Origin of the sequence: Enterococcus sp. LX10 (genome assembly GCF_023539285.1) — a bacterium.
Lineage (GTDB): Bacteria > Bacillota > Bacilli > Lactobacillales > Enterococcaceae > Enterococcus > Enterococcus faecalis.
In genome coordinates this window covers 2,066,013-2,090,827 of record NZ_CP092784.1, presented here as the reverse complement: position 1 = coordinate 2,090,827, position 24,815 = coordinate 2,066,013, and the positions used below count along the sequence as shown (strand labels likewise).

At 37.6% G+C, this 24,815-nt stretch carries 24 protein-coding genes, 1 tRNA gene and 1 pseudogene; 23 read left to right on the top strand and 3 right to left on the bottom strand.

Going from position 1 to position 24,815, the window contains the following annotated elements:
- Positions 1–3: 3 nt before the first annotated feature.
- From mocA to nifJ, 11 genes are all read left to right on the top strand, one after another.
- Positions 4–585: a molybdenum cofactor cytidylyltransferase gene (mocA, locus tag MKZ30_RS09800; RefSeq protein WP_002419486.1), complete on the top strand. Its 582-nt coding sequence runs from the start codon at positions 4–6 to the stop codon at positions 583–585.
- A gap of 13 nt (positions 586–598) precedes the next feature.
- Complete coding sequence (gene sclA, locus MKZ30_RS09795) at positions 599–1,747, top strand: selenocysteine lyase SclA (protein WP_010816680.1); 1,149 nt, start codon at positions 599–601, stop codon at positions 1,745–1,747.
- Positions 1,748–1,762: 15 nt separating this feature from the next.
- Positions 1,763–2,785, top strand: a complete 1,023-nt coding sequence (gene selD, locus MKZ30_RS09790; RefSeq protein WP_002362241.1) for a selenide, water dikinase SelD — start codon at positions 1,763–1,765, stop codon at positions 2,783–2,785.
- Between the two features lie 15 nt (positions 2,786–2,800).
- Positions 2,801–3,388 carry a sulfurtransferase-like selenium metabolism protein YedF gene (yedF, locus tag MKZ30_RS09785; RefSeq protein WP_002367122.1) on the top strand — a complete coding sequence of 196 codons (588 nt, stop codon included), beginning with the start codon at positions 2,801–2,803 and terminating at the stop codon, positions 3,386–3,388.
- Positions 3,389–3,408: 20 nt separating this feature from the next.
- Entirely contained in the window at positions 3,409–3,666 is a 258-nt protein-coding gene (locus MKZ30_RS09780) for a putative Se/S carrier protein (RefSeq protein WP_033600906.1), read from the top strand.
- A complete protein-coding gene (gene yqeC, locus MKZ30_RS09775) occupies positions 3,654–4,409 on the top strand; it encodes a selenium cofactor biosynthesis protein YqeC (RefSeq protein ID WP_033600907.1) in 756 nt (251 codons plus the stop codon). Before MKZ30_RS09780 ends, yqeC begins: the two co-directional genes overlap by 13 nt.
- On the top strand, positions 4,373–5,203 hold the full coding sequence (gene yqeB / locus MKZ30_RS09770) for a selenium-dependent molybdenum cofactor biosynthesis protein YqeB (RefSeq protein ID WP_002419489.1): 831 nt from the start codon (positions 4,373–4,375) through the stop codon (positions 5,201–5,203). Before yqeC ends, yqeB begins: the two co-directional genes overlap by 37 nt.
- Before the next feature lie 236 nt (positions 5,204–5,439).
- Positions 5,440–5,904: a flavodoxin gene (locus tag MKZ30_RS09765; protein WP_002382673.1), complete on the top strand. Its 465-nt coding sequence runs from the start codon at positions 5,440–5,442 to the stop codon at positions 5,902–5,904.
- A 37-nt stretch (positions 5,905–5,941) separates the two neighbouring features.
- Complete coding sequence (locus MKZ30_RS09760; protein WP_161633694.1) at positions 5,942–6,799, top strand: sulfide/dihydroorotate dehydrogenase-like FAD/NAD-binding protein; 858 nt, start codon at positions 5,942–5,944, stop codon at positions 6,797–6,799.
- On the top strand, positions 6,792–8,210 hold the full coding sequence (gene gltA / locus MKZ30_RS09755) for an NADPH-dependent glutamate synthase (RefSeq protein WP_033600909.1): 1,419 nt from the start codon (positions 6,792–6,794) through the stop codon (positions 8,208–8,210). Before MKZ30_RS09760 ends, gltA begins: the two co-directional genes overlap by 8 nt.
- A gap of 20 nt (positions 8,211–8,230) precedes the next feature.
- Positions 8,231–11,764, top strand: coding sequence for a pyruvate:ferredoxin (flavodoxin) oxidoreductase (gene nifJ / locus MKZ30_RS09750; protein WP_033600910.1), 3,534 nt, complete (start codon positions 8,231–8,233; stop codon positions 11,762–11,764).
- A gap of 35 nt (positions 11,765–11,799) precedes the next feature.
- Here nifJ and MKZ30_RS09745 read toward each other — a convergent pair whose 3' ends face one another.
- Positions 11,800–13,215 (bottom strand): TrkH family potassium uptake protein, encoded by a 1,416-nt coding sequence (locus MKZ30_RS09745; RefSeq protein ID WP_010715390.1) that lies wholly within the window; start codon positions 13,213–13,215, stop codon positions 11,800–11,802.
- 369 nt (positions 13,216–13,584) lie between these two features.
- Here MKZ30_RS09745 and MKZ30_RS09740 point away from each other — a divergent pair, with 369 nt between their 5' ends.
- The 8 genes from MKZ30_RS09740 to MKZ30_RS09705 all read left to right on the top strand — a co-directional run bounded on the left by MKZ30_RS09740 (position 13,585) and on the right by MKZ30_RS09705 (position 21,343).
- The gene (locus MKZ30_RS09740; protein WP_033600911.1) at positions 13,585–15,102 is read left to right on the top strand and encodes a flavocytochrome c; all 1,518 of its coding nucleotides are present in this window, start codon (positions 13,585–13,587) and stop codon (positions 15,100–15,102) included.
- 226 nt (positions 15,103–15,328) lie between these two features.
- Complete coding sequence (locus tag MKZ30_RS09735; RefSeq protein ID WP_002356618.1) at positions 15,329–15,913, top strand: thymidine kinase; 585 nt, start codon at positions 15,329–15,331, stop codon at positions 15,911–15,913.
- An 11-nt stretch (positions 15,914–15,924) separates the two neighbouring features.
- Positions 15,925–16,998: a peptide chain release factor 1 gene (gene prfA, locus MKZ30_RS09730; protein WP_002356619.1), complete on the top strand. Its 1,074-nt coding sequence runs from the start codon at positions 15,925–15,927 to the stop codon at positions 16,996–16,998.
- Positions 16,991–17,824, top strand: a complete 834-nt coding sequence (prmC, locus tag MKZ30_RS09725) for a peptide chain release factor N(5)-glutamine methyltransferase (protein ID WP_033600912.1) — start codon at positions 16,991–16,993, stop codon at positions 17,822–17,824. The genes prfA and prmC overlap by 8 nt, the downstream gene beginning before the upstream one ends.
- Positions 17,825–17,867: 43 nt before the next feature.
- Positions 17,868–18,890: an L-threonylcarbamoyladenylate synthase gene (locus MKZ30_RS09720; protein WP_002382682.1), complete on the top strand. Its 1,023-nt coding sequence runs from the start codon at positions 17,868–17,870 to the stop codon at positions 18,888–18,890.
- 75 nt (positions 18,891–18,965) lie between these two features.
- The gene (gene glyA, locus MKZ30_RS09715; protein ID WP_249958760.1) at positions 18,966–20,204 is read left to right on the top strand and encodes a serine hydroxymethyltransferase; all 1,239 of its coding nucleotides are present in this window, start codon (positions 18,966–18,968) and stop codon (positions 20,202–20,204) included.
- Positions 20,205–20,335: 131 nt separating this feature from the next.
- Positions 20,336–20,965, top strand: a complete 630-nt coding sequence (gene upp, locus MKZ30_RS09710) for a uracil phosphoribosyltransferase (RefSeq protein WP_002356624.1) — start codon at positions 20,336–20,338, stop codon at positions 20,963–20,965.
- A gap of 105 nt (positions 20,966–21,070) precedes the next feature.
- The gene (locus tag MKZ30_RS09705) at positions 21,071–21,343 is read left to right on the top strand and encodes a membrane protein (RefSeq protein ID WP_002356625.1); all 273 of its coding nucleotides are present in this window, start codon (positions 21,071–21,073) and stop codon (positions 21,341–21,343) included.
- Positions 21,344–21,416: 73 nt separating this feature from the next.
- On the opposite strand, the gene MKZ30_RS09700 is transcribed toward MKZ30_RS09705, so the two are convergent.
- A complete protein-coding gene (locus MKZ30_RS09700; RefSeq protein ID WP_002381528.1) occupies positions 21,417–21,653 on the bottom strand; it encodes a hypothetical protein in 237 nt (78 codons plus the stop codon).
- 158 nt (positions 21,654–21,811) lie between these two features.
- Here MKZ30_RS09700 and MKZ30_RS09695 point away from each other — a divergent pair.
- Positions 21,812–21,884 (top strand) — tRNA-Thr (locus tag MKZ30_RS09695).
- Positions 21,885–22,009: 125 nt separating this feature from the next.
- Here the strand turns inward: MKZ30_RS09695 and MKZ30_RS09690 are convergent.
- A pseudogene (locus MKZ30_RS09690) lies at positions 22,010–22,126 on the bottom strand (tyrosine-type recombinase/integrase); the annotation flags it as partial.
- A 325-nt stretch (positions 22,127–22,451) separates the two neighbouring features.
- On the opposite strand from MKZ30_RS09690, the gene MKZ30_RS09685 reads away from it, so the two are divergent.
- From MKZ30_RS09685 to MKZ30_RS09675, 3 genes are all read left to right on the top strand, one after another.
- The gene (locus MKZ30_RS09685) at positions 22,452–22,616 is read left to right on the top strand and encodes a hypothetical protein (RefSeq protein ID WP_154230836.1); all 165 of its coding nucleotides are present in this window, start codon (positions 22,452–22,454) and stop codon (positions 22,614–22,616) included.
- Between the two features lie 363 nt (positions 22,617–22,979).
- Positions 22,980–24,407: a helix-turn-helix domain-containing protein gene (locus MKZ30_RS09680; protein WP_033600958.1), complete on the top strand. Its 1,428-nt coding sequence runs from the start codon at positions 22,980–22,982 to the stop codon at positions 24,405–24,407.
- Positions 24,404–24,796, top strand: coding sequence for a hypothetical protein (locus MKZ30_RS09675; protein WP_033600959.1), 393 nt, complete (start codon positions 24,404–24,406; stop codon positions 24,794–24,796). Before MKZ30_RS09680 ends, MKZ30_RS09675 begins: the two co-directional genes overlap by 4 nt.
- The last annotated feature ends 19 nt before the right edge of the window (positions 24,797–24,815 follow it).

Below are 24,815 nucleotides of genomic sequence, written 5' to 3'. Positions count from 1 at the left end.
CTCATGTCACTCGTTAGTGTCATTATTCTAGCATCGGGCAATTCACAACGGATGGGCCAAAATAAATTGTTCTTAAAATATCAAGGAAAAACATTTTTAGAGCACACGTTAACCTTAGTGAACCAATTAGACGTATTAGAACGGATTTTAGTTGTTTCGCCTGAGAATCAGCCAGCGTTTCCTTTACCTAAGAACATTCAGTTGATTCTCAATCATCAATGGCAAGAAGGGCAAAGTAGCAGTATTCGTTTAGGAACTGAACAAGCTCGGGGAGCTGGCTATTTATACTTACCTAGTGATCAACCATTGTTAACACCTAAAATGCTACAACCCGTGTTAGATAAATGTCAGAGAAATAAAATTATAGTGCCATTACAAAAAGATGGTTGTCCTAGTAGTCCAGTATTATTCGGTAATCAATTTCGACAAGAACTATTAACATTGACTGGTGAAACAGGCGGACGCATGATTTGTGAACGCTTTCCAGAAGCAGTTCAGATGTTGAAAATAGCGACTCCTGGCCGTTTAAAAGATATCGATACGCCAGAAGAGTACAGAAAATTAATTCAAGAAACCAATAGTTAGAGAGGAAAAGCGTATGAAGGACTTGGTTTATTTAAATTATGCAGCGACTTCCTATAAAAAATTTCCAGCAACCATTGAGGCTTTGACTGCCTATTTAGCAGAAAATCAGTTCATGAATTACGGAAGAAATGCCCCTTTGCTTAGAGAGGGGCTTCCTCTTTTAGAGACACGTCAATTGTTAGCAGACTTTTTTCAGGCACCCAGTGCGGCTCAGATTACGTTTACGAATAACGCAACAACTTCCTTAAATCTTGCATTAGCGGGGATTTTACAACCTGGCGATCATGTGATTACGACCATGTTAGAACATCATGCAGTAGCTAGACCTCTTCACTTACTTGAGAAAGAACGAGGCATTTCAGTGACGTATGTTGCTTGTCAAAAAACGGGCCTGTTAGATGTAGAAGATATTCAGCGAGCCTGGCGAACGAATACAAAAGCATTGGTGATGACACACGCGTCGAATGTCTTAGGCACCATTTTACCCATTGAAGAATGTTTTCAATGGGCCCAACAGAAAGGATTATTAACCGTTTTGGATGCGGCTCAAACGGCGGGCTTTCTACCAATAAAAATGACCCAGATGGCCATTGATGTGTTAGCCTTTACTGGACATAAAAGCTTATATGGATTAGCAGGTATTGGTGGGTTAGCTTTTAGTGAACGAGGGGCTGAAGCGGTCAAACCACTGATAACGGGAGGTACAGGTAGCCGTTCTAATTCTTTTGATCAACCCCCTTTTTTACCAGATAAATTTGAAGCTGGTACGTTAAACAGTTTAGGTATTTTAAGCTTAAATAGTTCTATTAAAGAGTTGAATAAAATTGGTTTAGCAGCGATTCAAAAGCACGAACGAACCTTAATGCAGAATTTTTTAGATGGTTTATCAGGGTTACCTGTCACAATTTTGGGAACCAAGGACGTGGCACAAACTGTCCCTGTTGTTTCTATCACACTGTGGAATCAGGAAGAAACAGTGGTGGCACAGCAACTAGCAGAACAATATGGCATTATGACGCGCGCAGGTTTGCATTGTGCACCATTAGCCCATGAAACAGCTGGGACTTTAGCAACTGGCACCTTACGTTTTAGCTTTGGTTGGCAGACAACGCCTGAAGAAATTACTTGGACAATTCACGCTTTACAAGAACTACTAATTTGAGAAGGAGCGGACAGCATGGATTTTTTATCACAATGTACATCAGGTGGCTGCGGGGCAAAAATTGAATCCCGTGTACTGAATCAATTGTTGCAACACTTACCCGAAACACCGGCAAATGAGCGGCTACTCGTCGGATTTGAACATGCCGACGACGCCGCGGTTTACCAAATAACGCCTGAAAAAGCTTTGATTTCAACGGTAGATTTTTTTTCACCAATGGTCAATGATCCGTTATCATTTGGAAAAATTGCGGTCGCTAATGCTTTAAGTGATGTTTATGCCATGGGCGGAACAGTCCTTTATGCGCTAAATCTTGTTTGTTTTCCACAAAAGATGTCAAAAGAATGGTTGGAACAAATGCTCTTAGGTGGCAGTTTAAAATTAAAGGAAGCGGGTGCTTTACTGGCAGGAGGCCATTCGATTTATGACCATGAACCCAAGTATGGTCTAGCGGTAACTGGAGAAGTTCATCCAGAAAATTTGTGGCATAATAATACGCCACAGGTGGGGGATGTCTTGATTTTAACTAAAGCATTAGGTGTAGGAATTATTCAAGCGGCTGTTCGGGGGCAATTGGCGAAGCAGACGGAACAAAAAATCGCACAAGATTCGATGGAACGTTTAAATAAATATGCCGCTGCGAATGCTCGATCCTACGCAGTACATGCTTGTACTGACGTGACTGGGTTTGGTCTATTAATTCATGCAAAAGAAATGGCTGATAATCAGGTAACATTACTGATTGATACAGAAGCATTACCAACCATTACAGGAGCGTTGGCCTACGCCGCAGAATGTTTAGTCACTGCAGCTGGGCAAAGAAACCGACAAACAATCGGAACGACAATCGATTATTCAAAAATTTCTATGGAAATGCAAGAACTTTTGTTTGATCCACAAACATCTGGCGGACTGTTAATTAGTGTCGCTGCTGACGAAGCGGCAGCCTGTTTAGCAGCTATTCAAAAAGAGGACCCTGTTGCCAAAATTATTGGCGAGGTTCTGCCAAAAGAACAACAAGCAGTAGTACTTTTATAGAAAGAAGGGCCAAATATGAAATTAGTAGATGCATTGGGGAAACCTTGCCCAATACCTGTGATTGAAACAAAAAAAGCTTTGGCGGAGTTAGGTTTAGCTGGAGGCACTATCGAGGTTTTAGTCGATAACGAAGTAGCTGTTGAAAATTTGAAAAAATTAGCTGCTAAAAAACAGGCCACTTTGACTGCGAAGCAGATAGAAGCCACGGTTTTCTCTGTCAAAATTACGGTACCTGAAGAAGCGACGCAACAAACAAGTCAGTCAGCAACAGATTTAGTAATTACGATTGGCTCCGATCAATTAGGTACTGGAGACGAGCAGCTAGGACGACTATTAATGAAAAGTTATCTTCAATCATTATCAGAAGCAGAAACTGTTCCTACACAGCTATTATTCTTTAATCGAGGAGCGTTTTTAACGAATCAAGCAGCGAATACCTTAGCTGATTTGCAACAATTAGCGGAGAAGGGAACCACGATTCAAACGTGTGGGGCCTGTTTAGATTTTTATCATTTAACAGACACCTTAGCTATCGGCTCTATTACTAATATGTACGAAATTGTTGAAACAATGAATCAAGCGGCTAAAGTAATTACGCTTTAACAAAAAAAGAAGGTGAAAAGATGGAGTATTTGCTAACCTTTCCGAATACACATTATGCTGTTCAGGCGGAACAAGTACTGTTGGCAAGAAAGGTGGCTGTTCGCGTCTTTACTTTGCCACCATCATTGACGGATGGCTGTGGGATCGGTTTACTCATTAATGAAGCAGAAATAACTCACAGTGTATGTTTTTTAGAAGAAGCAAAAGTACGCGTAGCCTCTATTTTTTCTGTGAAAAATGATCTTGGGGAAAGGAGGCACCAACTGTGGAGTCCTTAAAAAAGTGTTTTGATTTACAAGGAAAGGAGATTGTGTCGATTGTTGGTAGCGGTGGGAAAACAAGCTTAATGTGGGCGCTAGCAAAAACATATCGGAAGGAAGCTGTTCTGGTTAGTACAACTACAAAAATTGGGTTTCCCCAACGTCAATTGTATGATTATTTTTATACAAACCATTTTGAAAAAATAAAGCCGAATATCTGCGGAATCACTTTAGCAGGAACCGCTATCAACAACCAAACAAAACTAACGATGCCTGCAATGACCTCGTTTCAAACATTGTTTCAGCACTTCACGAAAGTTTTTTTAGAAGCGGATGGGTCCAAACAACGACCTTTGAAAGGCTGGTCCTCTTATGAACCCGTGATATTAAAGGAAACAACCACCACAATTGGTGTGCTTCCGATTTCTGTGATTGGTCAAAAGATAGATGAAACGACCATTCATCGGTTGCCGCTTTTTTTGGAATTAACCGATGCGCAACAACAAGAACCAATCACAGAAACATTGTTAGCTCAACTCATTGCTCATCCAAAAGGATTGTTTAAAGAGAGCCAAGGCAAACGAATTTTGTGTTTAAATCAAACCCATACGCGAAGAGAGTTCGTTCAAGCGATGAATGTCTGTCTTCAGTTACCCAAAAGCTGTTTTGAAAAATTAGACAAAATTATTGCTTGCAATATGGAATTAGAGAAAGGACTTATTTTATGGGAGAAATCAGTCAAAACATCCAAGAAAAATTAGTGATTGTTCGCGGAGGGGGCGATCTAGCGACAGGCGTTATCCAAAAATTATGGCACGTTGGCTTTAAAATACTAGTATTAGAAACAGAATGTCCTCTGGCCATTCGGCGGACTGTTTCAGTTTGTGATGCTATTTTCCAGAAAGAACAAAGAGTGGAAGATTTGGTTGCTGTTCGAATTACTTCATTAAAGGATTGCGCGAAATGTTGGCAGCAAAATAAGCTGCCTGTTTTTGTCGATCAAACAGCAAGTGCTATTCAACAATTGAAACCACTGATTGTTATCGATGCGATTTTGGCTAAGAAAAATTTAGGTACGCATCGAGGAATGGCACCGATTATGATTGCTTTAGGACCAGGCTTTTCAGCACCGCAAGATGTCGATGTTGTGATTGAGACAATGCGTGGACATAGGTTGGGACGTTTATACTTTGAAGGAACAGCTTTACCTAATACAGGTATTCCAGGTGAAATTGGCGGAAAAAGTGCGGAACGAGTTGTCCATGCCCCTGCTTCAGGACAAGTTACCCACCTTAAAAACATAGGGGATTTTGTGTTGAAAGGGGAAGCATTATTTTTTATCGATCAGGTTCCAGTTTATTCGCCTCTGACAGGGACTTTGAGAGGATTGATTTCAGAAAAGGTAACCTGTTATCAAGGGTTGAAGTGTGCAGATGTAGATCCTCGACCAGTTGAGAAAGTCGATTGCTTGACGATCTCCGACAAAGCTCGTGCATTAGGGGGAGCGGTTTTAGAAGCAATTTTTATGATTGGAAGAAGGAAAAATGTTTTATAAAAAAGAACCTAAATAATATTTTTTTTACCTTAAAAATATTGTTAAAACAGTTTGGAATGTGGTATAGTAAAGACGTAGTAAAAAATACTCTATCTCGAAAGGGGAAGAGTACATACTTAGTTAGATTAGTTTGTGAATAAAATCATTTGTAAAAGTTATTTTTTTAGGAATTAATGTAAGGGATTACAATTGCATTTGAATGCATTGAAATATTTAGGAAAAAAGAAAGGAAATGAATGAAGATGGCACTAGTAAAAATTGTTTATGCAAGTATGACTGGAAACACAGAAGAAATTTCCGAGATTTTGGAAGAACAGTTTCAAGAAGCTGGAGTTGAAGTAGAACGTGAAGAATGTTCAGAAGTTGATGTAGACTTCTTTGATGATGCAGATGCTTGTATTATCGCAACGTATACTTATGGTGATGGGGAACTGCCTTTTGAATTTGAAGATTTCTTTGATGAATTAACTGAAAAGGATTTAGCAGGTAAGCCATTTGGCGTTGTTGGTTCCGGTGATCGTGAATATGGTGAATTTTTCTGTAAATCAGCGCATGATTTTGTAGGAGCTTTTGAAAAAGCTGGTGCTAAAAAAGTAGCTGAAACAGTTGAAATTGAAAACAATGCAGAAGAAGAAGACATCGAAATGCTAAAAACATTTGTTAAAAGTGTCGCCACAACTTTATCTGATAGCGTTGCCTAAGGATTTAAGAAAGTAGGAGTCAGAATGAAAAGGAATGATGAAGGTAGGTATTTCAATGTTTAATATTCTTCAGTCGACTCAATTATCTAGTAATACATTTGATTTTTGGCTGGAAGCGCCAAGAATAGCGACACATGCCCAGGCTGGACAGTTTGTTATTTTAAGAATTGACGAAAAAGGAGAGCGGATCCCTTTAACGATTGCGGAGACAAATCCACAAGCAGGCAGTCTTCGAATTATTTTCCAAGTAATCGGTAAGACAACAGCTGCACTTTCCCAACTTAAAACTTCCGACTCTTTGTTAGATATAACTGGACCTTTAGGTATGCCCACAGAAGTGAAGCAATATGGAACGGTGATGGTTATCGGTGGTGGAGTTGGCATCGCGGCTATTTATCCAATTATCAAGGCTTTAAAAGAAGCAGGCAACCGAGTGATTACGATTTTGGGGGCACGAACAGCTGAGTTAGTTCTGTTACAAGAAGAATGCCGTCGTTATTCGGATGAACTAATCATTACAACGGATGATGGTTCATTAGGTAAAAAGGGCTTAGTAACAGAAGCGATGGAAGAAGTTATTGCACGTGAATCTGTAGCGTGCAGTTGGGCGATTGGGCCCAGCATCATGATGAAATTTTGTACCTTGACAGCTGAAAAACATCAATTACCAATTTATGTTTCCTTGAATCCTATTATGATTGACGGAACAGGTATGTGTGGTGGTTGTCGGGTCACTGTTGATGGCACCATGAAATTTGCCTGTGTTGATGGACCTGAGTTTAAAGGCAATGAAGTAAATTGGGATGAATTCATTAATCGAATGAAGCAATATCAGGAAGAAGAAGCAGTTTGCTTTACAGATCGTTTGAAAGAGCAGGTGGAGAAAAATGGCTAGAAAAAGTCGTATAAAAACACCGATTGCGGAACAAGCACCTACTATCAGAAAGAGTAATTTTGAAGAGGTTTGCTTAGGCTATACATTAGCAGAAGGGCAAGAAGAAGCGGTTCGTTGTTTACAATGTAAAAATGCACCTTGTATTGCTAAATGCCCCGTGATGATTGATATTCCTGGATTTATTTTAGCTATTCGTGAAGGAAACATGGAACAAGCAGCCGATATTTTAAGTAAATATACGAATTTACCTGCTATTTGTGGACGCGTTTGTCCGCAAGAGAAACAATGTGAACAAGTTTGTAAATTAGGGAAAGCCAAAAACTTTGAACCAGTGGCAATTGGCAAATTAGAACGTTTAGTTGCCGATTGGGCATTAGAAAATCACATGTTTCCTAAAAAAACAGCGGAACCAACAAAAGGGAAAATCGCAGTGGTCGGTTCTGGTCCTTCTGGGTTAACAGTTGCGGGGGATTTGGCAAAGCTCGGTTACGAAGTAATTATTTTTGAAGCGCTTCATGAAGCTGGCGGTGTATTAACCTATGGTATACCTGAATTTCGATTACCGAAAAAAATTGTTAAACAGGAAATTGAGAGTATTGAAGCCTTAGGTGTAACAATAGAAACCAATGTGGTAGTAGGTAAAACGATTACGATGGAAGAAATAATGTCAGAGTTTGATGCCTGTTATTTATCGGTTGGTGCAGGGGCACCAAACTTTATGGGAATCCCAGGAACTAGTTTAAATGGGGTTTATTCTTCTAGTGAATTTTTAACACGAATCAATTTAATGCATAGCTATGAGTTTCCAGAATATGATACACCGATTAAACGTGCTAAAAATGTCGTTGTGATTGGCGGCGGGAATGTTGCAATGGATGCCGCTCGTTCAGCCAAACGATTAGGCGCTGAAAATGTGAATATTGTGTATCGTCGTTCGTTAGAAGAATTACCAGCAAGAATTGAAGAATACCACCATTCCCTTGAAGAAGGAATTAACTATTATTGGTTGACGAATCCAATTGCTTATTTAGATGACCAACAAGGAAATCTAGCCGGTGTTGAATGTGTCAAAATGGTTTTAGGTGAACCAGATGCGTCTGGAAGACGACGTCCAGAACCAATTCCAAACAGCACGTTTACCATTCCTGCTGATGCAGTAATCGAGGCAATTGGCCAAGGAGCAAATCGAGTCTTGCTATCAACATATCCAGAAATAGAACTAAACCAATGGGGGTACATTCAGGCCGATCCTAAAACAGGAGCAACCTCAATACCTGGCGTTTTTGCTGGGGGCGATATAGTTACAGGTGCTGCCACCGTTATTTTAGCGATGGGCGCTGGGAAAATCGCAGCTAATGCAATTGATCAGTATGTCAAAACACAAAAAACAACAGTCACAAGCAATGTTTAGGAAAGATAAAAGGTGAAAAAATGAAAAAAACAATGGATGGAAACACCGCAGCGGCTTATATTTCATATGCGTTTACAGAAGTTGCCGCTATTTATCCTATCACACCAAGTTCAACAATGGCTGAGTTGGTAGATGAATGGGCGGAAAGTGGTTTAAAAAATATTTATGGTCAAAAAGTTCAAGTTATTGAAATGCAATCAGAAGCTGGGGCAGCGGGAGTAGTTCATGGTTCGTTAAAAACAGGTGCGTTAACCACTACTTATACTGCTTCACAAGGTTTACTGTTGATGATTCCCAATATGTATAAAATCGCAGGAGAATTGCTACCTTCTGTGTTCCACGTGGCGGCTCGGGCAGTAACGACAAGTGCGTTGAGTATTTTTGGTGACCATGGCGATGTGATGGCTACCCGCCAAACAGGTTTTTGTATGTTAGCAGAATCGAGTGTCCAAGAAGTAATGGATTTGTCGGCAGTTGCTCATTTAGCTAGCTTAGAAGGTAGTTTACCTTTTGTAAACTTTTTTGATGGTTTTAGAACGAGCCATGAACTACAAAAAATCGAAGTGATTGATTATGATGACCTGAAAGAAATGGTGAATCAGGAAGCTGTAACTCGTTTTAGAATGGGAGGCATGAATCCTAATCATCCCACTGTTTCAGGGACCGCTCAAAATCCTGACATTCATTTTCAACAAAGAGAAACAGTCAATAAAAATTACGAAGAAATGCCAAAAATTGTTCAAAAATACATGAAAAAAATTAACAATCTTCGTGGAACAACGTATGATTTAACCGATTATTACGGGGTTGAAGATGCAACAGAAGTCATTATTTCAATGGGGTCGGCTTCGCCAGTAATCAAACAAACAGTCGACTACCTCAATCAACAAGGACGCAAAGTTGGTTTTATCAATATTCATTTATATCGTCCATTTCCTACCGAAAACCTTCTTGAAAAATTACCAGCTACAGTAGAAAAGGTTGCGGTTTTAGATCGAACAAAAGAATCAGGAGCCGAAGGAGAACCGTTATTGTTAGATGTTCAAAGCGCTCTTTGTCAACATGAAAATCGACCAATTGTGATTGGTGGACGTTATGGGTTAGGCTCTAAAGACGTAGCGCCTAATCAAATTAAAGCGATCTATGATCATTTGTTATTGCCATTTAAAGAATTAAAGCAACGCTTTACGGTGGGGATCGTTGATGATGTAACTTATCAATCATTGCCAGAAGAACCTACTTTAGATTTAACGCCAGATACTACCTTCCAAGCAAAATTTTTGGGCTTTGGTTCTGACGGAACTGTGGGAGCAAACAAGCAAGCGATTAAAATTATCGGAGATCATACCGACCTTTATGCACAAGCTTACTTTAGTTATGATTCTAAAAAATCAGGCGGTTTAACCGTTTCGCATCTGCGTTTTGGTAAAGAGCCAATTACTTCCACGTATTTAATTGAACAAGCAGATTTCATCGCTTGTCATAATGCGTCCTATTTGCATAAATACGACCTGTTAAAAGGTTTAAAAGATGGCGGAACGTTTTTACTGAATACTATTTGGGATCAAGAAAAGGTTCACCGTTTATTACCGGCTAAGTTAAAAAAATATATTGGGGAGCACCAAATCAAATTTTACATTATCAATGCGGTTGAGTTAGCTCGCAAAGTAGGCTTAGGTCGTCGGATCAATACAGTGATGTCTACTGCCTTTTTTGAAGTAACAGATATTTTAACGAAAGAGCAATATTTACCGTTACTTAAAGAAGAAGTGAAAAAGACTTATGGAAAAAAATCAATGGAAATTGTTGAAAAAAATTACCAAGCGATTGATGCTACCTTTGAATCGCTGCAAGAAATTGTAGTCCCAGAAGATTGGGCCACCATTGTTTTAGAACCAGAAAATCAAGAGTCGGAAGTTCCAGCTTTTGTGACAAACATTTTAGAACCAATCAATCGTCAAGAAGGGGATCAGCTGACCGTTTCAGATTTGATTGAAAACGGAATGAAGGGCGGTGCCATTCCTATGGGCACTGCGGCTTATGAAAAACGTGGCATTGCGTTAGAAGTGCCTGAGTGGCAAATGGATAAGTGTACGATGTGTAATGAATGTGCCTTTGTTTGTCCACACGCGGCTATTCGACCGTTTTTAGCGGATGAAGAAGAACTGAAAGAAGCACCTGCAGGTTTTGCCATGCGCGAAATGCGTGGCACAGATGGATTGATGTATCGTATCCAAGTTTCTTTAGAAGATTGTACAGGTTGTGGTCTTTGTGTTCAGGCTTGCCCTGTGAAAGACAAGGCGATTTTAATGAAACCTTATGAAACTCAAAAAGAGCAAGCGATGAATTGGGCCTTTGCGATGACTCTTAAACAAAAAGCCAACCCAATCAAAAAACTTTCTGTTAAAGGTTCCCAATTTAATCAGCCATTGATGGAATTTTCAGGTGCTTGTGAAGGCTGTGGCGAAACACCTTATATTAAGTTGTTGACACAATTATTTGGTGATCGAATGATGATTGCTAACGCAACAGGCTGTTCATCAATTTGGGGTGGTTCGTCACCAGTGACACCTTATACAACGAACGAATGTGGCCAAGGACCAGCTTGGAGTAATTCGCTGTTTGAAGATAATGCGGAATATGGTTATGGTATGTATATTGCCAATCGAACGAAACGTCAACATTTAGCTAATCTGGTTGAAGAAAGTCTTGCTAAAAATGTCGGATCAGATTCACTACAAGCCTTGTTAAAAGATTGGTTAGAACACATGGCTGAAGGGGAAGGAACACAACAGCGAGCCACCAAACTAGCGGCAGCATTAAGTGAAGAAGCCGATGAAGATCCACTTTTAACAAAAATTTACGAACAAAAAGATTTACTAGTGAAAACGAGTCAATGGATTGTCGGCGGCGATGGTTGGGCCTATGATATCGGGTTTAGCGGCATTGATCATGTTCTTGCTAGTGGAGAAGATGTTAATATTTTTGTTATGGATAACGAAGTATATGCCAACACAGGCGGGCAAACATCCAAAGCTACTCCAGCTTCAGCCATTGCCAAATTCTCAGCGGGTGGGAAACATACCTCTAAAAAAGATTTAGGGATGATGGCAATCACTTATGGGAATGTCTACGTTGCACAAGTAGCTTTAGGCGCAAACTCAATGCAAACGATTAAAGCAATTGACGAAGCGGAGCGGTACCCAGGCCCGTCAATTATCATCGGTTATACCCCATGTATTAATCACGGGGTCAAAGGCGGAATGGTTCGGACGTTAGATCAAGCCAAAGAAGCCGTTGAATCTGGCTATTGGCCACTTTATCGCTATAATCCAGAGTTAGTTAAGAAAGGCAAAGATCCGATGGTCATTGACTACAAGAAAACAGATTTTGATAAAATGCGTGATTTTCTTGAAAAACAAACACGTTACTCTGCGTTGCATACAATTAAAGAAAATCAAGAAGTAGTCGAACATTTACTTGATAAAACTAAAGAAGATGCAATTGAACGCTCTGAAAGTTATAACAAACTAGCCACACATATGAAAAAATAAAAAACAAAGCCTCTTACTTGAGAGGCTTTGTTTTTTTATCCAATAATAATTTTTTCTGAAGGATATTCGTAGCCTAAGTCACGTGTTTCTTTTGGTACAAAAATCATTAAGGTATAAAGCATACCAATACGTCCAATAAACATTAATAAGGCAATCATTAATTTACCTACTGTTGTTAAATCGTCTGTAATGCCCAAAGAAAGACCGGTTGTTCCAAAGGCAGAAGCGACTTCCACAATGATTGAAATCAAGGGCAGATTTTCAGTGGCTGACAAAAAGACGACAGCGAAAAAGCACATAATCAAAGATAACATGAAGACGACAATCGATTTTTTGACATCATCGTCATCTATTTTACGGCTAAAGATGCTAATATCATCTTCACTTTTTAAAAAGGCTAACAAATACAAGCCAATAATCGCAACAGTCGTTGTTCGAACACCACCACCAACAGAGCTAGGACTACAACCAATAAACATTAACACAGAAAAAATAATCAACGTTGTAATTTGGAAGTCCCCTAAATCATTAATTTGGAGGCCAGCGTTTCGTGTAGTCATCGAATAAAACATCGAACTTACCCAACGGCCACTTTCATTCATTGTCAAAAATAGGTGATCTTTTTCTAATAAGTAAATCAAAATAGTCCCACCAATAAACAGAACAATAAACGCTAGCAAAGCAATTTTACTAAACAATGAAAAGCGGAAAGGCAAGCCTCGTTTCTTCTTGCGAAAGTTCTTTTTCTTAAAATGTAACCACTCATGAATTTCCAGTAAAACGGGAAATCCAATTCCGCCGATAAAAATTAAGAACATAATTGCCAGTAAAAAGAGATAATCATGAGCAAAAGGAATAATTGAATCACCTGAAATATCAAAGCCTGAATTAGTCACTGCAGAAATAGCTTGATAAAATCCATAGAATATCGCATCTCGCCAGTTTGTATAATAACCACTTATATAAAAATAAAGCGAAAAGAGCGAGCCGAAGATTACTTGGAACCAAATTAAAATCAAAAAAGTGGTGCGGATCAGTCGAACAATTCCGCTCAGTCGCGGCTGATTCATGTCAGTCATAATTAACTGACGTTGCTTTAATGTGATTCGCCGTTTTGATAAAATAAAAAAGACCGTTGAAATCATCATAATCCCTAAGCCACCAACTTGGAAAAGAACCTCCAATAAGACAATCCCACGATCATTAAAAACCGAATTAATATCGACTGTGGTGAGTCCAGTAACACTGACTGTACTGATTGCTAAGAAAAATAAATCAATAAAAGGAACATGCGAGTCAGGTTCTCTGAAAATAGGGAGGCAAAACAATAAATAAGAAATAACCGTCATTAATATGTAATAAGCGACGATGATTTGAATAGATGAAAAATTTTTGCGAATAAATCGATCGCTTTTTCGCTGTGCTAGCCACAGCAAACGTGTATGGTTCACTAGATAACCTCCCAATTCTAATTAAACTAAGTATACCAAAACTTTTCGCCTCAAACGAATAATTCTGCCAGAAAATCCTTGAAATGACAAATAAAAATAAGAAATTCGTTAGAAATAATTGGAAAACATCCACAAACAAGCGAGAACATGATACTTTATGAAAGAATAGAAAAATAGGTTGTTCCCCAAACAACTTATTAATAATTGGTCAGTTTGTCTAACGATACAACTTTAAAAAGTAGTGGTAGCTTTTTTATTTCGGTTGATATGTGAATGTGTTCACTTTATGTAACAAACTGTTATTTTTATTCAAATGAAAAATAAGAAATTGTGTTGGTAGAAATCAATAGTTTATAAGGTGGGAAAACAATGAAAAAAGTGTTAATGGGAGTTCTTTCCCTAGGGTTATTATTAGGTGCAGCAACAGGTTGTACAAGCGATCAAGAAAAAGCTGCTGGTAAAACAAAAGCATCTTCTGAAAAAACAGAAGCAACATCTGGTGCCTCTGCTAATGGTTATACAGATCCAAGTGAACTAAAAGACAGTTATGATGTTGTTATTGTTGGTTCAGGTGGTGCAGGGATGACCGCTGCATTACAAGCCAAAGAAGCTGGCATGAATCCAGTTATTTTAGAAAAAATGCCTGTTGCAGGTGGGAATACAATTAAATCGTCTTCAGGAATGAATGCTTCACAAACAAAATTCCAAGAAAAAGAAGGCATTAAAGATAGCAACGATAAATTCTTTGAAGAAACACTAAAAGGCGGTAAAGGAACCAACGATCAAGAATTACTACGTTATTTTGTTGATCATTCAGCTGAAGCAATTGATTGGTTAGATACAAAAGGAATTACATTGAGCAATTTAACTATTACAGGTGGAATGAGCGAAAAACGCACACACCGACCTGCTGACGGATCAGCAATTGGGGGCTATCTAGTTGACGGGTTAGTACGTAACGTTCGCGAAGAAAAAATTCCATTGTTTGTTGATGCTGACGTGACAGACTTAGTTGAAGAAAACGGTCAAATCGATGGCGTAAAAGTGAAAATGAAAGATGATAAAGAAAAAACAGTTAAAGCAAAAGCAGTCGTTGTCACAACAGGTGGTTTCGGTGCCAACGAAAAATTAATTACACAATACAAACCAGAATTGAAAAACTATGTTACAACGAACCAAGAAGGAACAACAGGTGACGGTATCCAAATGATTCAAAAAGTTGGTGGTGCGTTAGTGGATATGAAAGAAATTCAAATTCACCCAACTGTTCAACAAAGCGATGCTTTCTTAATTGGTGAAGCAGTTCGTGGAGAAGGCGCAATCTTGGCTTCTCAAAAAGGAGAACGTTTTGTTAATGAGTTAGATACACGCGACAAAGTTTCCGCAGCAATCAATGCCTTACCAGAAAAATCAGCTTATTTAGTCTTTGACCAAGGCGTACGCGACCGTGCAAAAGCCATTGATTTCTATGATCAAAAAGGCTTCGTGGAAAAAGGTGAAACGATTGAAGAATTAGCTGAAAAAATTGGCATGCCTGCCAATACATTGAAAGCAACGATTGATACTTGGAACCAAGATGTTAATGCCAAAGATGACAAACAATTTGGCCGGACAACTGGAATGGAAGCTGACTTAAGCACAGCGCCTTACTACGCAATTAAAATTGCACCAGGGATTCACCACACAATGGGTGGCGTGAAAATCAACACGAAAACAGAAGTTTTACGTGAAGATGGCACACCAATTAAAGGTCTATATGCTGCTGGTGAATTAACAGGTGGCTTACATGGTCAAAACCGTATCGGAGGCAATGCCATCGCCGATATTATCATTTATGGTCGTCAAGCAGGTACGCAATCAGCAGAATTTGCCTCTGCTCAAAAATAACTAGCATTAAAAAGTCTGAAATTGTAGTCAAATAACTACAATTTCGGGCTTTTTTATTGCATACTAGCAGGATCATTAGTTGGAGTATAAACAGCCCTGCTAAAATGACTTTGGCGTAGATTCTGTTTTTTTCAGAAAAATGCACGACCATTTTAGCTAAAAATACTGCTTTTTTGCTGAAAATATAGTAAAATACGTAAGGAACTAACGGAAAGGTGTAGTGAACATGGCTCAATTATTTTTCAAGTATGGCGCAATGAACAGTGGTAAAACCATTGAAATCTTAAAAGTAGCACACAATTACGAAGAACAAGACAAACCAGTTGTTTTGATGACCAGTGGACTAGATACACGTGATGGTGTTGGGAAAGTATCCAGTCGCATCGGATTACGCAGAGATGCTATTCCAATTTTTGAAGAAACCAATGTCTTTGACTTGATTAATGATTTGTCTTACAAACCTTTTTGCGTATTAGTCGATGAATGTCAATTTTTAAACAAGCATCATGTCATTGAATTTGCACGAATTGTTGACGAATTAGATATTCCAGTAATGGCATTTGGGCTAAAGAATGATTTTAGAAATGAATTATTTGAAGGCTCAAAGTATTTACTTTTATATGCAGACAAATTAGAAGAATTAAAAACGATTTGCTGGTTCTGTCATAAAAAAGCAACTATGAACTTGCACTATATTGATGGCAAACCCGTTTATGAAGGGGATCAAGTCCAAATTGGTGGGAATGAAGCCTACTATCCTGTTTGTCGCAAACATTATTTTCATCCAAAAACAGTGAATGAAGAACAGTAAGGAGAGACACTATGTACGATCAATTACAATCTATTGAAGATCGCTATGAGGAATTGGGCGAATTATTAAGTGACCCAGCAGTCATTAGCGATACAAAACGTTTCATGGAATTATCGAAAGAAGAAGCTAATACACGTGAGACGGTTGAGGTTTATCGCCGATATAAACAAGTTGTTGAAGGGATTAGCGATGCCGAAGAACTTTTAAGTGAAAACTTAGATGCGGAAATGGCCGAAATGGCGAAAGAAGAACTTTCTGATTTGAAAAAAGAAAAAGAAGTGTTAGAAGACCGCATTAAAATTTTATTATTACCAAAAGACCCAAATGATGATAAAAATATCATCATGGAAATCCGTGGTGCAGCAGGTGGCGATGAAGCCGCACTTTTTGCTGGCGACTTATTTAATATGTACCAAAAATATGCAGAAGCACAAGGGTGGAAAGCGGAAGTTTTAGAAGCGAACGTCACTGGAATCGGTGGATATAAAGAAGTAATTATGATGATTTCAGGAGATAACGTCTTTTCAAAATTAAAATATGAAAGTGGCGCTCACCGCGTGCAACGAGTTCCTTCAACAGAATCACAAGGACGGATTCATACATCGACAGCAACCGTTGTAGTTATGCCGGAAGCCGAAGAAGTCGAAATCGAATTAGCTGATAAAGATATCCGTGTCGATATTTATCATGCAAGTGGCGCTGGTGGACAGCACGTCAATAAAACCGCTTCGGCTGTTCGATTAACCCATTTACCAACAGGAATCGTAGTCGCAATGCAAGATGAACGTTCACAGCTAAAAAACCGTGAAAAAGCAATGAAAGTTTTGCGTGCTCGTGTGTATGACCAAATTCAACAAGAAGCACAAAGTGAATATGATGCTAACCGTAAATCGGCGGTGGGGACCGGAGATCGTTCAGAACGAATCAGAACGTATAACTTCCCACAAAATCGAGTAACGGATCATCGTATCGGTTTAACCATCCAAAAACTAGACCAGATTCTTGCTGGCAAATTAGATGAAATCATTGATGCATTAGTCTTATATGATCAAACATCGAAATTAGAAGAGATGCAAAATGGCTAAACGTTACTTTGAAGTCCTTAACTGGGCTTCTTCTTTTTTAGAGGCGCAAGGCAAAGAAGGCTATGCTATTCACTATGTTTTTTTAGAACGTAAAGGTTGGGATAAAACGCAGTGGCTCCTGCATATGCAAGAAGAAATGCCCCAAGAAGAAGAGGAACAATTAAAAACGGATTTAGCCCAATTATTGACAGATTACCCAGCACAATATTTGCTAGGACAAGCTGAATTTTATGGACATTCCTTTATTGTTAATGAACATACTTTGATTCCTAGGCCAGAAACAGAAGAATTAGTCGAGCGTTGCTTAAAAGCCAATCCAGATACTCCTTTGACGGTCGTAGATGTCGGAACAGGGACAGGCGCCATTGCGATTAGCTTGAAACTGGCACGGCCCAACTGGCGAGTTATTGCCATTGATCTTTCAGAGGAAGCGTTGACTGTCGCTAAACAAAACGCGCAAGCATTAGGTGCTGGCATCGAATTTTATCATGGGAATGGCTTACAGCCAGTTACTTCTGAAAAAATTGATCTGCTTATTTCTAATCCGCCCTATATTAGTGAACAAGAATGGCATTTAATGGATGCAAGTGTCCGAACGTATGAACCTAAAACCGCTTTATTCGCTGAAAATAACGGTTTGGCCTTATACCAACAATTAATTCATGAAAGTCAAACGATGCTTAAAGCAGACGGTAAAATTTATTTTGAAATAGGGTTTCAACAAGGCGCGGCCCTCCAAGAATTATTGAGCGCCGCTTATCCACAAAAAACAATTAAAATTGAAAAAGATTTATCTGGCAACGATCGCCTCGCGATAGCCGAGTAACTAAGGTTCTTCGTCGCCACTTTTCTAGAAGGAGCGATTTGCAATGGAAACAAAAAAATTAACCAAACAAGAAATAGCCCAAGCAGCAGCAGCCATTCAAGCAGGCGAGCTAGTGGCTTTTCCAACAGAAACTGTTTATGGCTTAGGTGCCGATGCCTTAAATGAAGCGGCAGTAAAAAAAGTTTACCAAGTAAAAGGCCGCCCCAGTGATAATCCATTGATTGTTCATGTGAACAACGTTGAAATGGTCAAAAAATACGTGGCGACCTTACCAGAAGTCGCTACAAAATTGGTGTCTGCCTTTTGGCCGGGACCATTAACTTTAATTTTTAATGTGCCTAGGGATACATTTTCTAAAACAGTAACAGGTGGTTTAGAGACAGTCGCTTTTCGTATGCCAGATAACCAAGCGACCTTAGCTTTGATTGAACAAGCCAATGTTCCATTGGTCGGACCAAGTGCGAACACTTCTGGCAAGCCTAGTCCAACATCTGCAGAGCATGTTTATCATGATTTGCAGGGGAAAATTGCTGCCATATTAGATGATGGCCCAACGCAGATTGGGGTGGAGTCAACGGTCTTAGATTTAACGGCGGAAGATGGTGTGCCAGTTATTTTACGACCAGGAGCAATTACCAAAGAGCAGTTGGAAAGCATTATTCCCCGAGTGAAAATCGATACACATTTGATTAGTGAAACTGCAGCACCCAAAGCGCCAGGGATGAAATACAAACACTATTCTCCTGATGCGGAAGTTTGGATTATAAGCGGTCAAACAGCAGAATGGCAAGCGGCGATTCAGCAAGCAAAAGAACAACAGGAAAAAATCGGCTTATTTTTAAGTGATGAACAGGCAGCACAACTAGATACAGAAAATGCGTTTGTTTATTCTTATGGTGCAGAAACGGTTAAAAATGCCACAAAAGAACTATTTGCAGGGTTAAGAGCGTTAGATGAGCAAGGAGCTACCACGATTTTTGCACAAGGATTTGCAGAAACTGGTTTAGGCACTGCTTACATGAATCGCTTGAAAAAATCAGCCAATCAAAAATTTTTTGAAAAATAAGAGGTATTTGTAACGAAGCTGACACAGAAGTATGATACAATCAGACAAAAGAAAACAAAATGGAGTGTTGTTTGAATGGATTACAAAACGTATGACCCAGATTTATGGAATGCAATTGCAAGAGAAGAAGAGCGTCAAGAAAATAACTTGGAACTAATCGCATCTGAGAATGTCGTGTCAAAAGCAGTTATGGCTGCCCAAGGAAGTATTTTAACGAATAAATACGCAGAAGGTTACCCTGGCAAACGGTACTATGGTGGTTGTGAATTTATCGATATCGTAGAAAATTTAGCTATTGATCGTGCCAAAGAATTATTTGGTGCAAAATTCGCGAATGTACAAGCCCATTCAGGTTCTCAAGCCAATACAGCGGCATACCTTTCATTGGTTGAACCAGGTGATACCATTTTTGGGATGGATTTATCAGCTGGTGGTCACTTAACACATGGTTCGCCCGTTAACTTTAGTGGAAAAACCTATAATTTTGTCAGTTATGGAGTGGATCCTTCAACAGAAGTAATCGATTACGATGTCGTGCGAATTTTAGCAAGAGAACATCGTCCAAAATTAATTGTTGCTGGCGCAAGTGCGTATTCACGAACGATTGACTTCAAACGTTTCCGTGAAATCGCTGATGAAGTAGATGCCAAGTTAATGGTTGATATGGCGCATATTGCAGGCTTGGTGGCTTCAGGGTTGCACCCAAATCCAGTTCCGTATGCTGATATCGTAACAAGTACGACCCATAAAACATTGCGTGGTCCTCGTGGCGGTTTAATTTTGACAAATAGCGAAGAATTGGCGAAAAAAGTAAATAGTAGTATTTTCCCAGGCATTCAAGGTGGCCCGTTGGAACATGTGATTGCCGGAAAAGCCGCAGCTTTTAAAGAAGCTTTGGATCCAAGTTTTGCTGAATATAGTCAGCAAGTGATTGCAAATGCGCAAGCGATGACGAAAGTTTTCAATCAAGCGCCAGAAGCTCGTTTAATTAGTGGGGCAACAGACAACCACTTATTACTGATTGAAGTGACAGGTTTTGGTTTAAATGGAAAAGAAGCAGAAGCTATTTTAGATAGTGTAAATATTACTGTCAATAAAAATTCAATTCCGTTTGAACAATTAAGTCCATTTAAAACAAGTGGTATCCGTATTGGAACGCCTGCGATTACTTCACGTGGTTTTAAAGAAGAAGATGCGGTAGAAGTTGCTAAATTAATCGTTCAAGTCTTAAAAGATCCAGAAAATACAGCAGTTCATGATGAAGTCAAAGCAGCTGTAGCAGCGCTAACTAAAAAATATCCATTATATAACTAACATCAGGGATAGCTGAAGCGCGATTCTCTGTACAAATAAGAGTCGGAGCTTAGGATTTAAGGAATTCAACTTGTGTCCTAGGCTCTTTTGTTTTACAATAAGAAAGAATAAAATAATGAAGGAGAATAGATATGGGAAAATTTCAAGTAATTGATCATCCGCTAATTCAACACAAACTAACAATGATTCGCGAAAAGAACTGTGGGACAAAGGTTTTCCGCGAAGTTGTCAACGAAATTGCTATGTTAATGGCTTATGAAGTATCACGGGATATGCCTTTAGAGGATGTTGTCATCGAAACACCGATGGGTAAATCAACACAAAAAACACTTTCAGGGAAAAAAGTAGCAATCATTCCTATTTTACGTGCCGGCATTGGCATGGTTGATGGGATTTTAGAATTAATTCCAGCAGCGAAAGTTGGACACGTTGGACTTTACCGTGATGAAGAAACATTGCAACCACATGAATACTTCGTGAAATTACCTGAAGACATTGCAAGTCGTCAATTATTTGTTGTTGACCCAATGCTAGCAACAGGTGGTTCCGCAATTATGGCCATCGATTCATTAAAAGAACGTGGTGCTAGCAACATTAAATTTGTATGTCTAGTGGCCGTTCCAGAAGGTGTGAAAGCTTTACAAGAAGCGCACCCAGATGTAGATATTTATACAGCAGCTTTAGATGAGCGCTTAAACGAAGACGGCTATATCGTTCCTGGTTTAGGGGATGCTGGTGACCGTTTATTCGGAACAAAATAATAACAAAAAACCGTTAGGTAACCGATTATGGTTACTAACGGTTTTCTTTTGCTTAAAGAACTTTTCTAGGTGTATAATAAAAAATAAAAAAACAAAGGAGGAGCTATGAAAAAGAATAAAAAAGTCTTACACGCTATCGCTGTGATTGCTAGTGTGATGTCAGTTTTGATGTATGTTTCATATATTCCACAAATTTATGGAAATTTACATGGGGAAAAAGGCAATCCGACGCAACCATTAGTGGCAATGATTAATTGTATTTTTTGGACGATTCATGGGTTATATGGAGACGATGGAGAAACACGAGATAAGTCCATTATTTTTGCTAATGTGCCCGGAATTATTTTTGGTTTTTTTGCGTTTATTACAGCATTATAGTTTCCGACGAATTGGAAAGTATTCCAATTCTGTACATAAAAAAGAGCGGGGGAAATTTCCCACGCTTGAAGAATTAAATCTTTTTCAATTGTTTGTAATTAATAACAATCACACCATTGCTGTGCACCATTAAGTGATTGTTTTTTTGCGTTTCGTCAATTTCGACGACAGCGGCATTTTTTAATTGTTTCGTAACAACGCCTGTTTGTGGCTGTCCGTGAACAAGAAAAGTAACATGGGTGTCAACGGCGAAATCCTTACCAGCATCCGATGGAACAACAGGAGTAACCATACCATTAAAATTTGACATACAAAAAACCATCCTTTCTTGATATCTCTATTATACCACATTTTCAGAAAAAAGTTTGTAAAGTCGCTATTTGGCTTATTTTAAAGAGATTTTGCATAAATAAATAACAAACAGACTTTACAAATAAAGTAGAAAGTCCTATAATAGATTTGTTTCAGGCCAGCTTAGCTCAGTTGGTAGAGCAACGCACTCGTAACGCGTAGGTCACAGGTTCGATCCCTGCAGCTGGCATAGATTGAAAAGACAGATACACCAAGCCGTAAAGGTAATAGGTATATCTGTCTTTTTTTGTTTTGAAAGTTTGCGATGCCTAAAATTGCCTACTTATTAAAAATTAGTATTTAAAACATGTTATTTTATAGCTCGAAAATATCATAATTATCAAATTTGTCGCTCATTGATTTTTGAGAATTAGGGTATAAATGACCATAAGTATCAATCGTTGTAGTAATGGATGAATGACCTAATCGTTCTATTTAAATTGTTGAAAGACAATTTTGAAGAGACATACCTTAAACCTTTTGATAGTGCGGAATATGTATTGGGCATAAAAGGAATGATCCATTTACGGTTGCAAAAAATATTATATATGATTTATGCTGAATGTTTACTCAAAGGAGAAAAACTGTTTAAATAAAATCCTGTAGCTTTTACCTATGGACCAGTTTATTGGTCTGTATATCATAAGTATAAGAACGGAAATAAGCAAGTTGAAAAATCTGATATTTCGGAAACAACTGTAAAAAGTTTGTTAGATAATGAAAAATTAAATTGTTTAAATGATGCGATAATAAGGTTTTGTCTGTTACAGAGGGAAAAGAAGATTATGAAATTGTATCAGCGACTCATGCAAAAGACAGCCCATGGGAGTTAGTGTTTGAAGATGGTAAAAATAAAGAAATTACAGATAATTTGATTTTGAGTAATCATAATCAAGTGAAAAAATTTTTAGTTACAAATTAGTTAATTTGAATTGAAAGAGTAGAGTTCATGTATGGGCTCTATACTCTTTTTTTATGTAATTTGAAAAATAAAAACTAGCCGTTAAATATTATAGATATAGTAGAATATTTTGTTGCCGTAATAAGAGTATTTATTTTGAAATGATACATAAATAAAGTATATTTGTTGTAATTTCAACTAATTATATAAAACAAAATGAAAACCCGTCTCATTTGTGTGGAAAGAATACTTTAATTAAAATAAATTAAAGTATTCTATTATTTTTTTTGCTTCAACAAAAAACTTTAGAATAAACTGATGATACTCCATAGAAAAATAAAATGATTTAGATTATTCTATGGTCAGAAGAACGGAGAATATGCCATGAACTTTAATCTTTTTTTAGATGAAGAATTAAGAAATAAATATTATGTTGTGAAATTATTAGAGTTAAAGCAAAATACTTTTTTTTCTCAAGGACAGTTAATGGAACTTTTAGGTATTTCCAAATACAAATTGGAACGATATTTTACTGAGATTATAGAAGAGAGTACAATATTAAATTTGAAAATTGATATTTCAGTAGAACCTTCAGGAGAAATGCATATTAGTGGATTAGATAATTTAGCTACAAAAAAATTTCGTTTGTATTATCTAGAAGAAAGCAAACAATATCAATTATTATTTGAACTATTAACTGGAAGTAATCATAATGCTGAGTTCATAGCTAACAAATTGTTTCTTAGTAGGGCTTCTTTTTATAATGAATTAAAAGTTTTGAAAGAAAACCTAAAAGATTTTAATTTGAAAATTAAAAATCTAAAAATAATTGGTAATGAAGTATGGGTTCGGTCATTTTTTTTCTCTTTATTTACTGAATTTTATAGCGGTTTAGGTATGCCATTTTCAAGTAATATAAAACATAGGATTACTGAGTTTAAACACCTATTTTTAGTAAATGAGGGAATATTCCCAACTAGAGTTCAAGAGTATAGGTTGGATATATTTTTAGGTATTTCCTTTTTGAGAACAGAAAAAAAAGAAGCACTCACACAACCAATACTAGAATTATCTGATATAGAGATATATCCATATGCTAAATTCTACACAAAGTCTTTAAATAAAAATGTTCTTGCACAAAAGACTGAAATTCAACATTTGTATTTTTTCTGCTATACAGAAAATTTAATAAATGAAGTAGCCGAATGGAATGTAAATTTAGACGTGGATAAAGATGTAGAGAAAATAACAAATAACTTTCTTGGAGATTTTGAAGCTTTCGTTAACGTGGAGGAAGAATATAATCAGTTAATAAGAAAAGAACTATATAGAATTAATAGAAAGTGGTTGTATTTTCATTTTCAAGAATCCACATTTATATTTGATTCTCAAAAAAGCTATTTCCAGGAAGTATATTTTCGATGTGATTCGTTGATTCGTTCGTTTTTGAAAAAAACGACTTTGAATGAGTACTTTAAATCTGAAGAAGAACAGGTGAAAATTTATTATGATTACTTATTTTTAGTTACAACAGTAATTCCTATCCATTTTTTAGAAGAAGTTATATATGTGTGCGTAGATTTTTCTCATGGTAAATTTTATAACGAATTTATACAAAATAGTATAGAGTCTTTTCGTAATCTTAATATTGTATTTGAACATAAAGTAACGAATCATACTCAAATATATATATCAGATTTTATACTAGAAAATTTAAACTGTCACCAAGTTGTTTGGAAAAATCCGCCTGGACCAAATGAATGGAAAAAATTTGGTGATCTTGTTGTAAGCTTGAAAGGAGGTGAAGTATGAATAAGTATTTTCTATTTAGTTGTCAATTATTGGCTCCGTTTTTATTGTTGAATGTATCAGTAGGACAAGTACATGTGACAATAAAAAATGAAATAGTTGTTAAACCAAATACAATTGATAATCAAGCAGAATTTAATTATGGTGACAACCAAAAAAAATATTCTGAAAAACCAGATGTGCAAGTAAAAAAAGAAACGGATACTAGTGAAATAGACACAAAAAATCATAAAAAAAAGAAGGAACATCTGGAGAACATAGATCATACGATAACTATTATAGAAAATGCTTCTTGTATAAATGACAAAGATTCAAAGGAGAGTATTTTGGGAGAGATTTTATTTAATCTTTCTGGAACTGTTCTATATGGCTCTAGTCTGGAAGAAAGTTAGTTTATGAAAGGAAGTATAT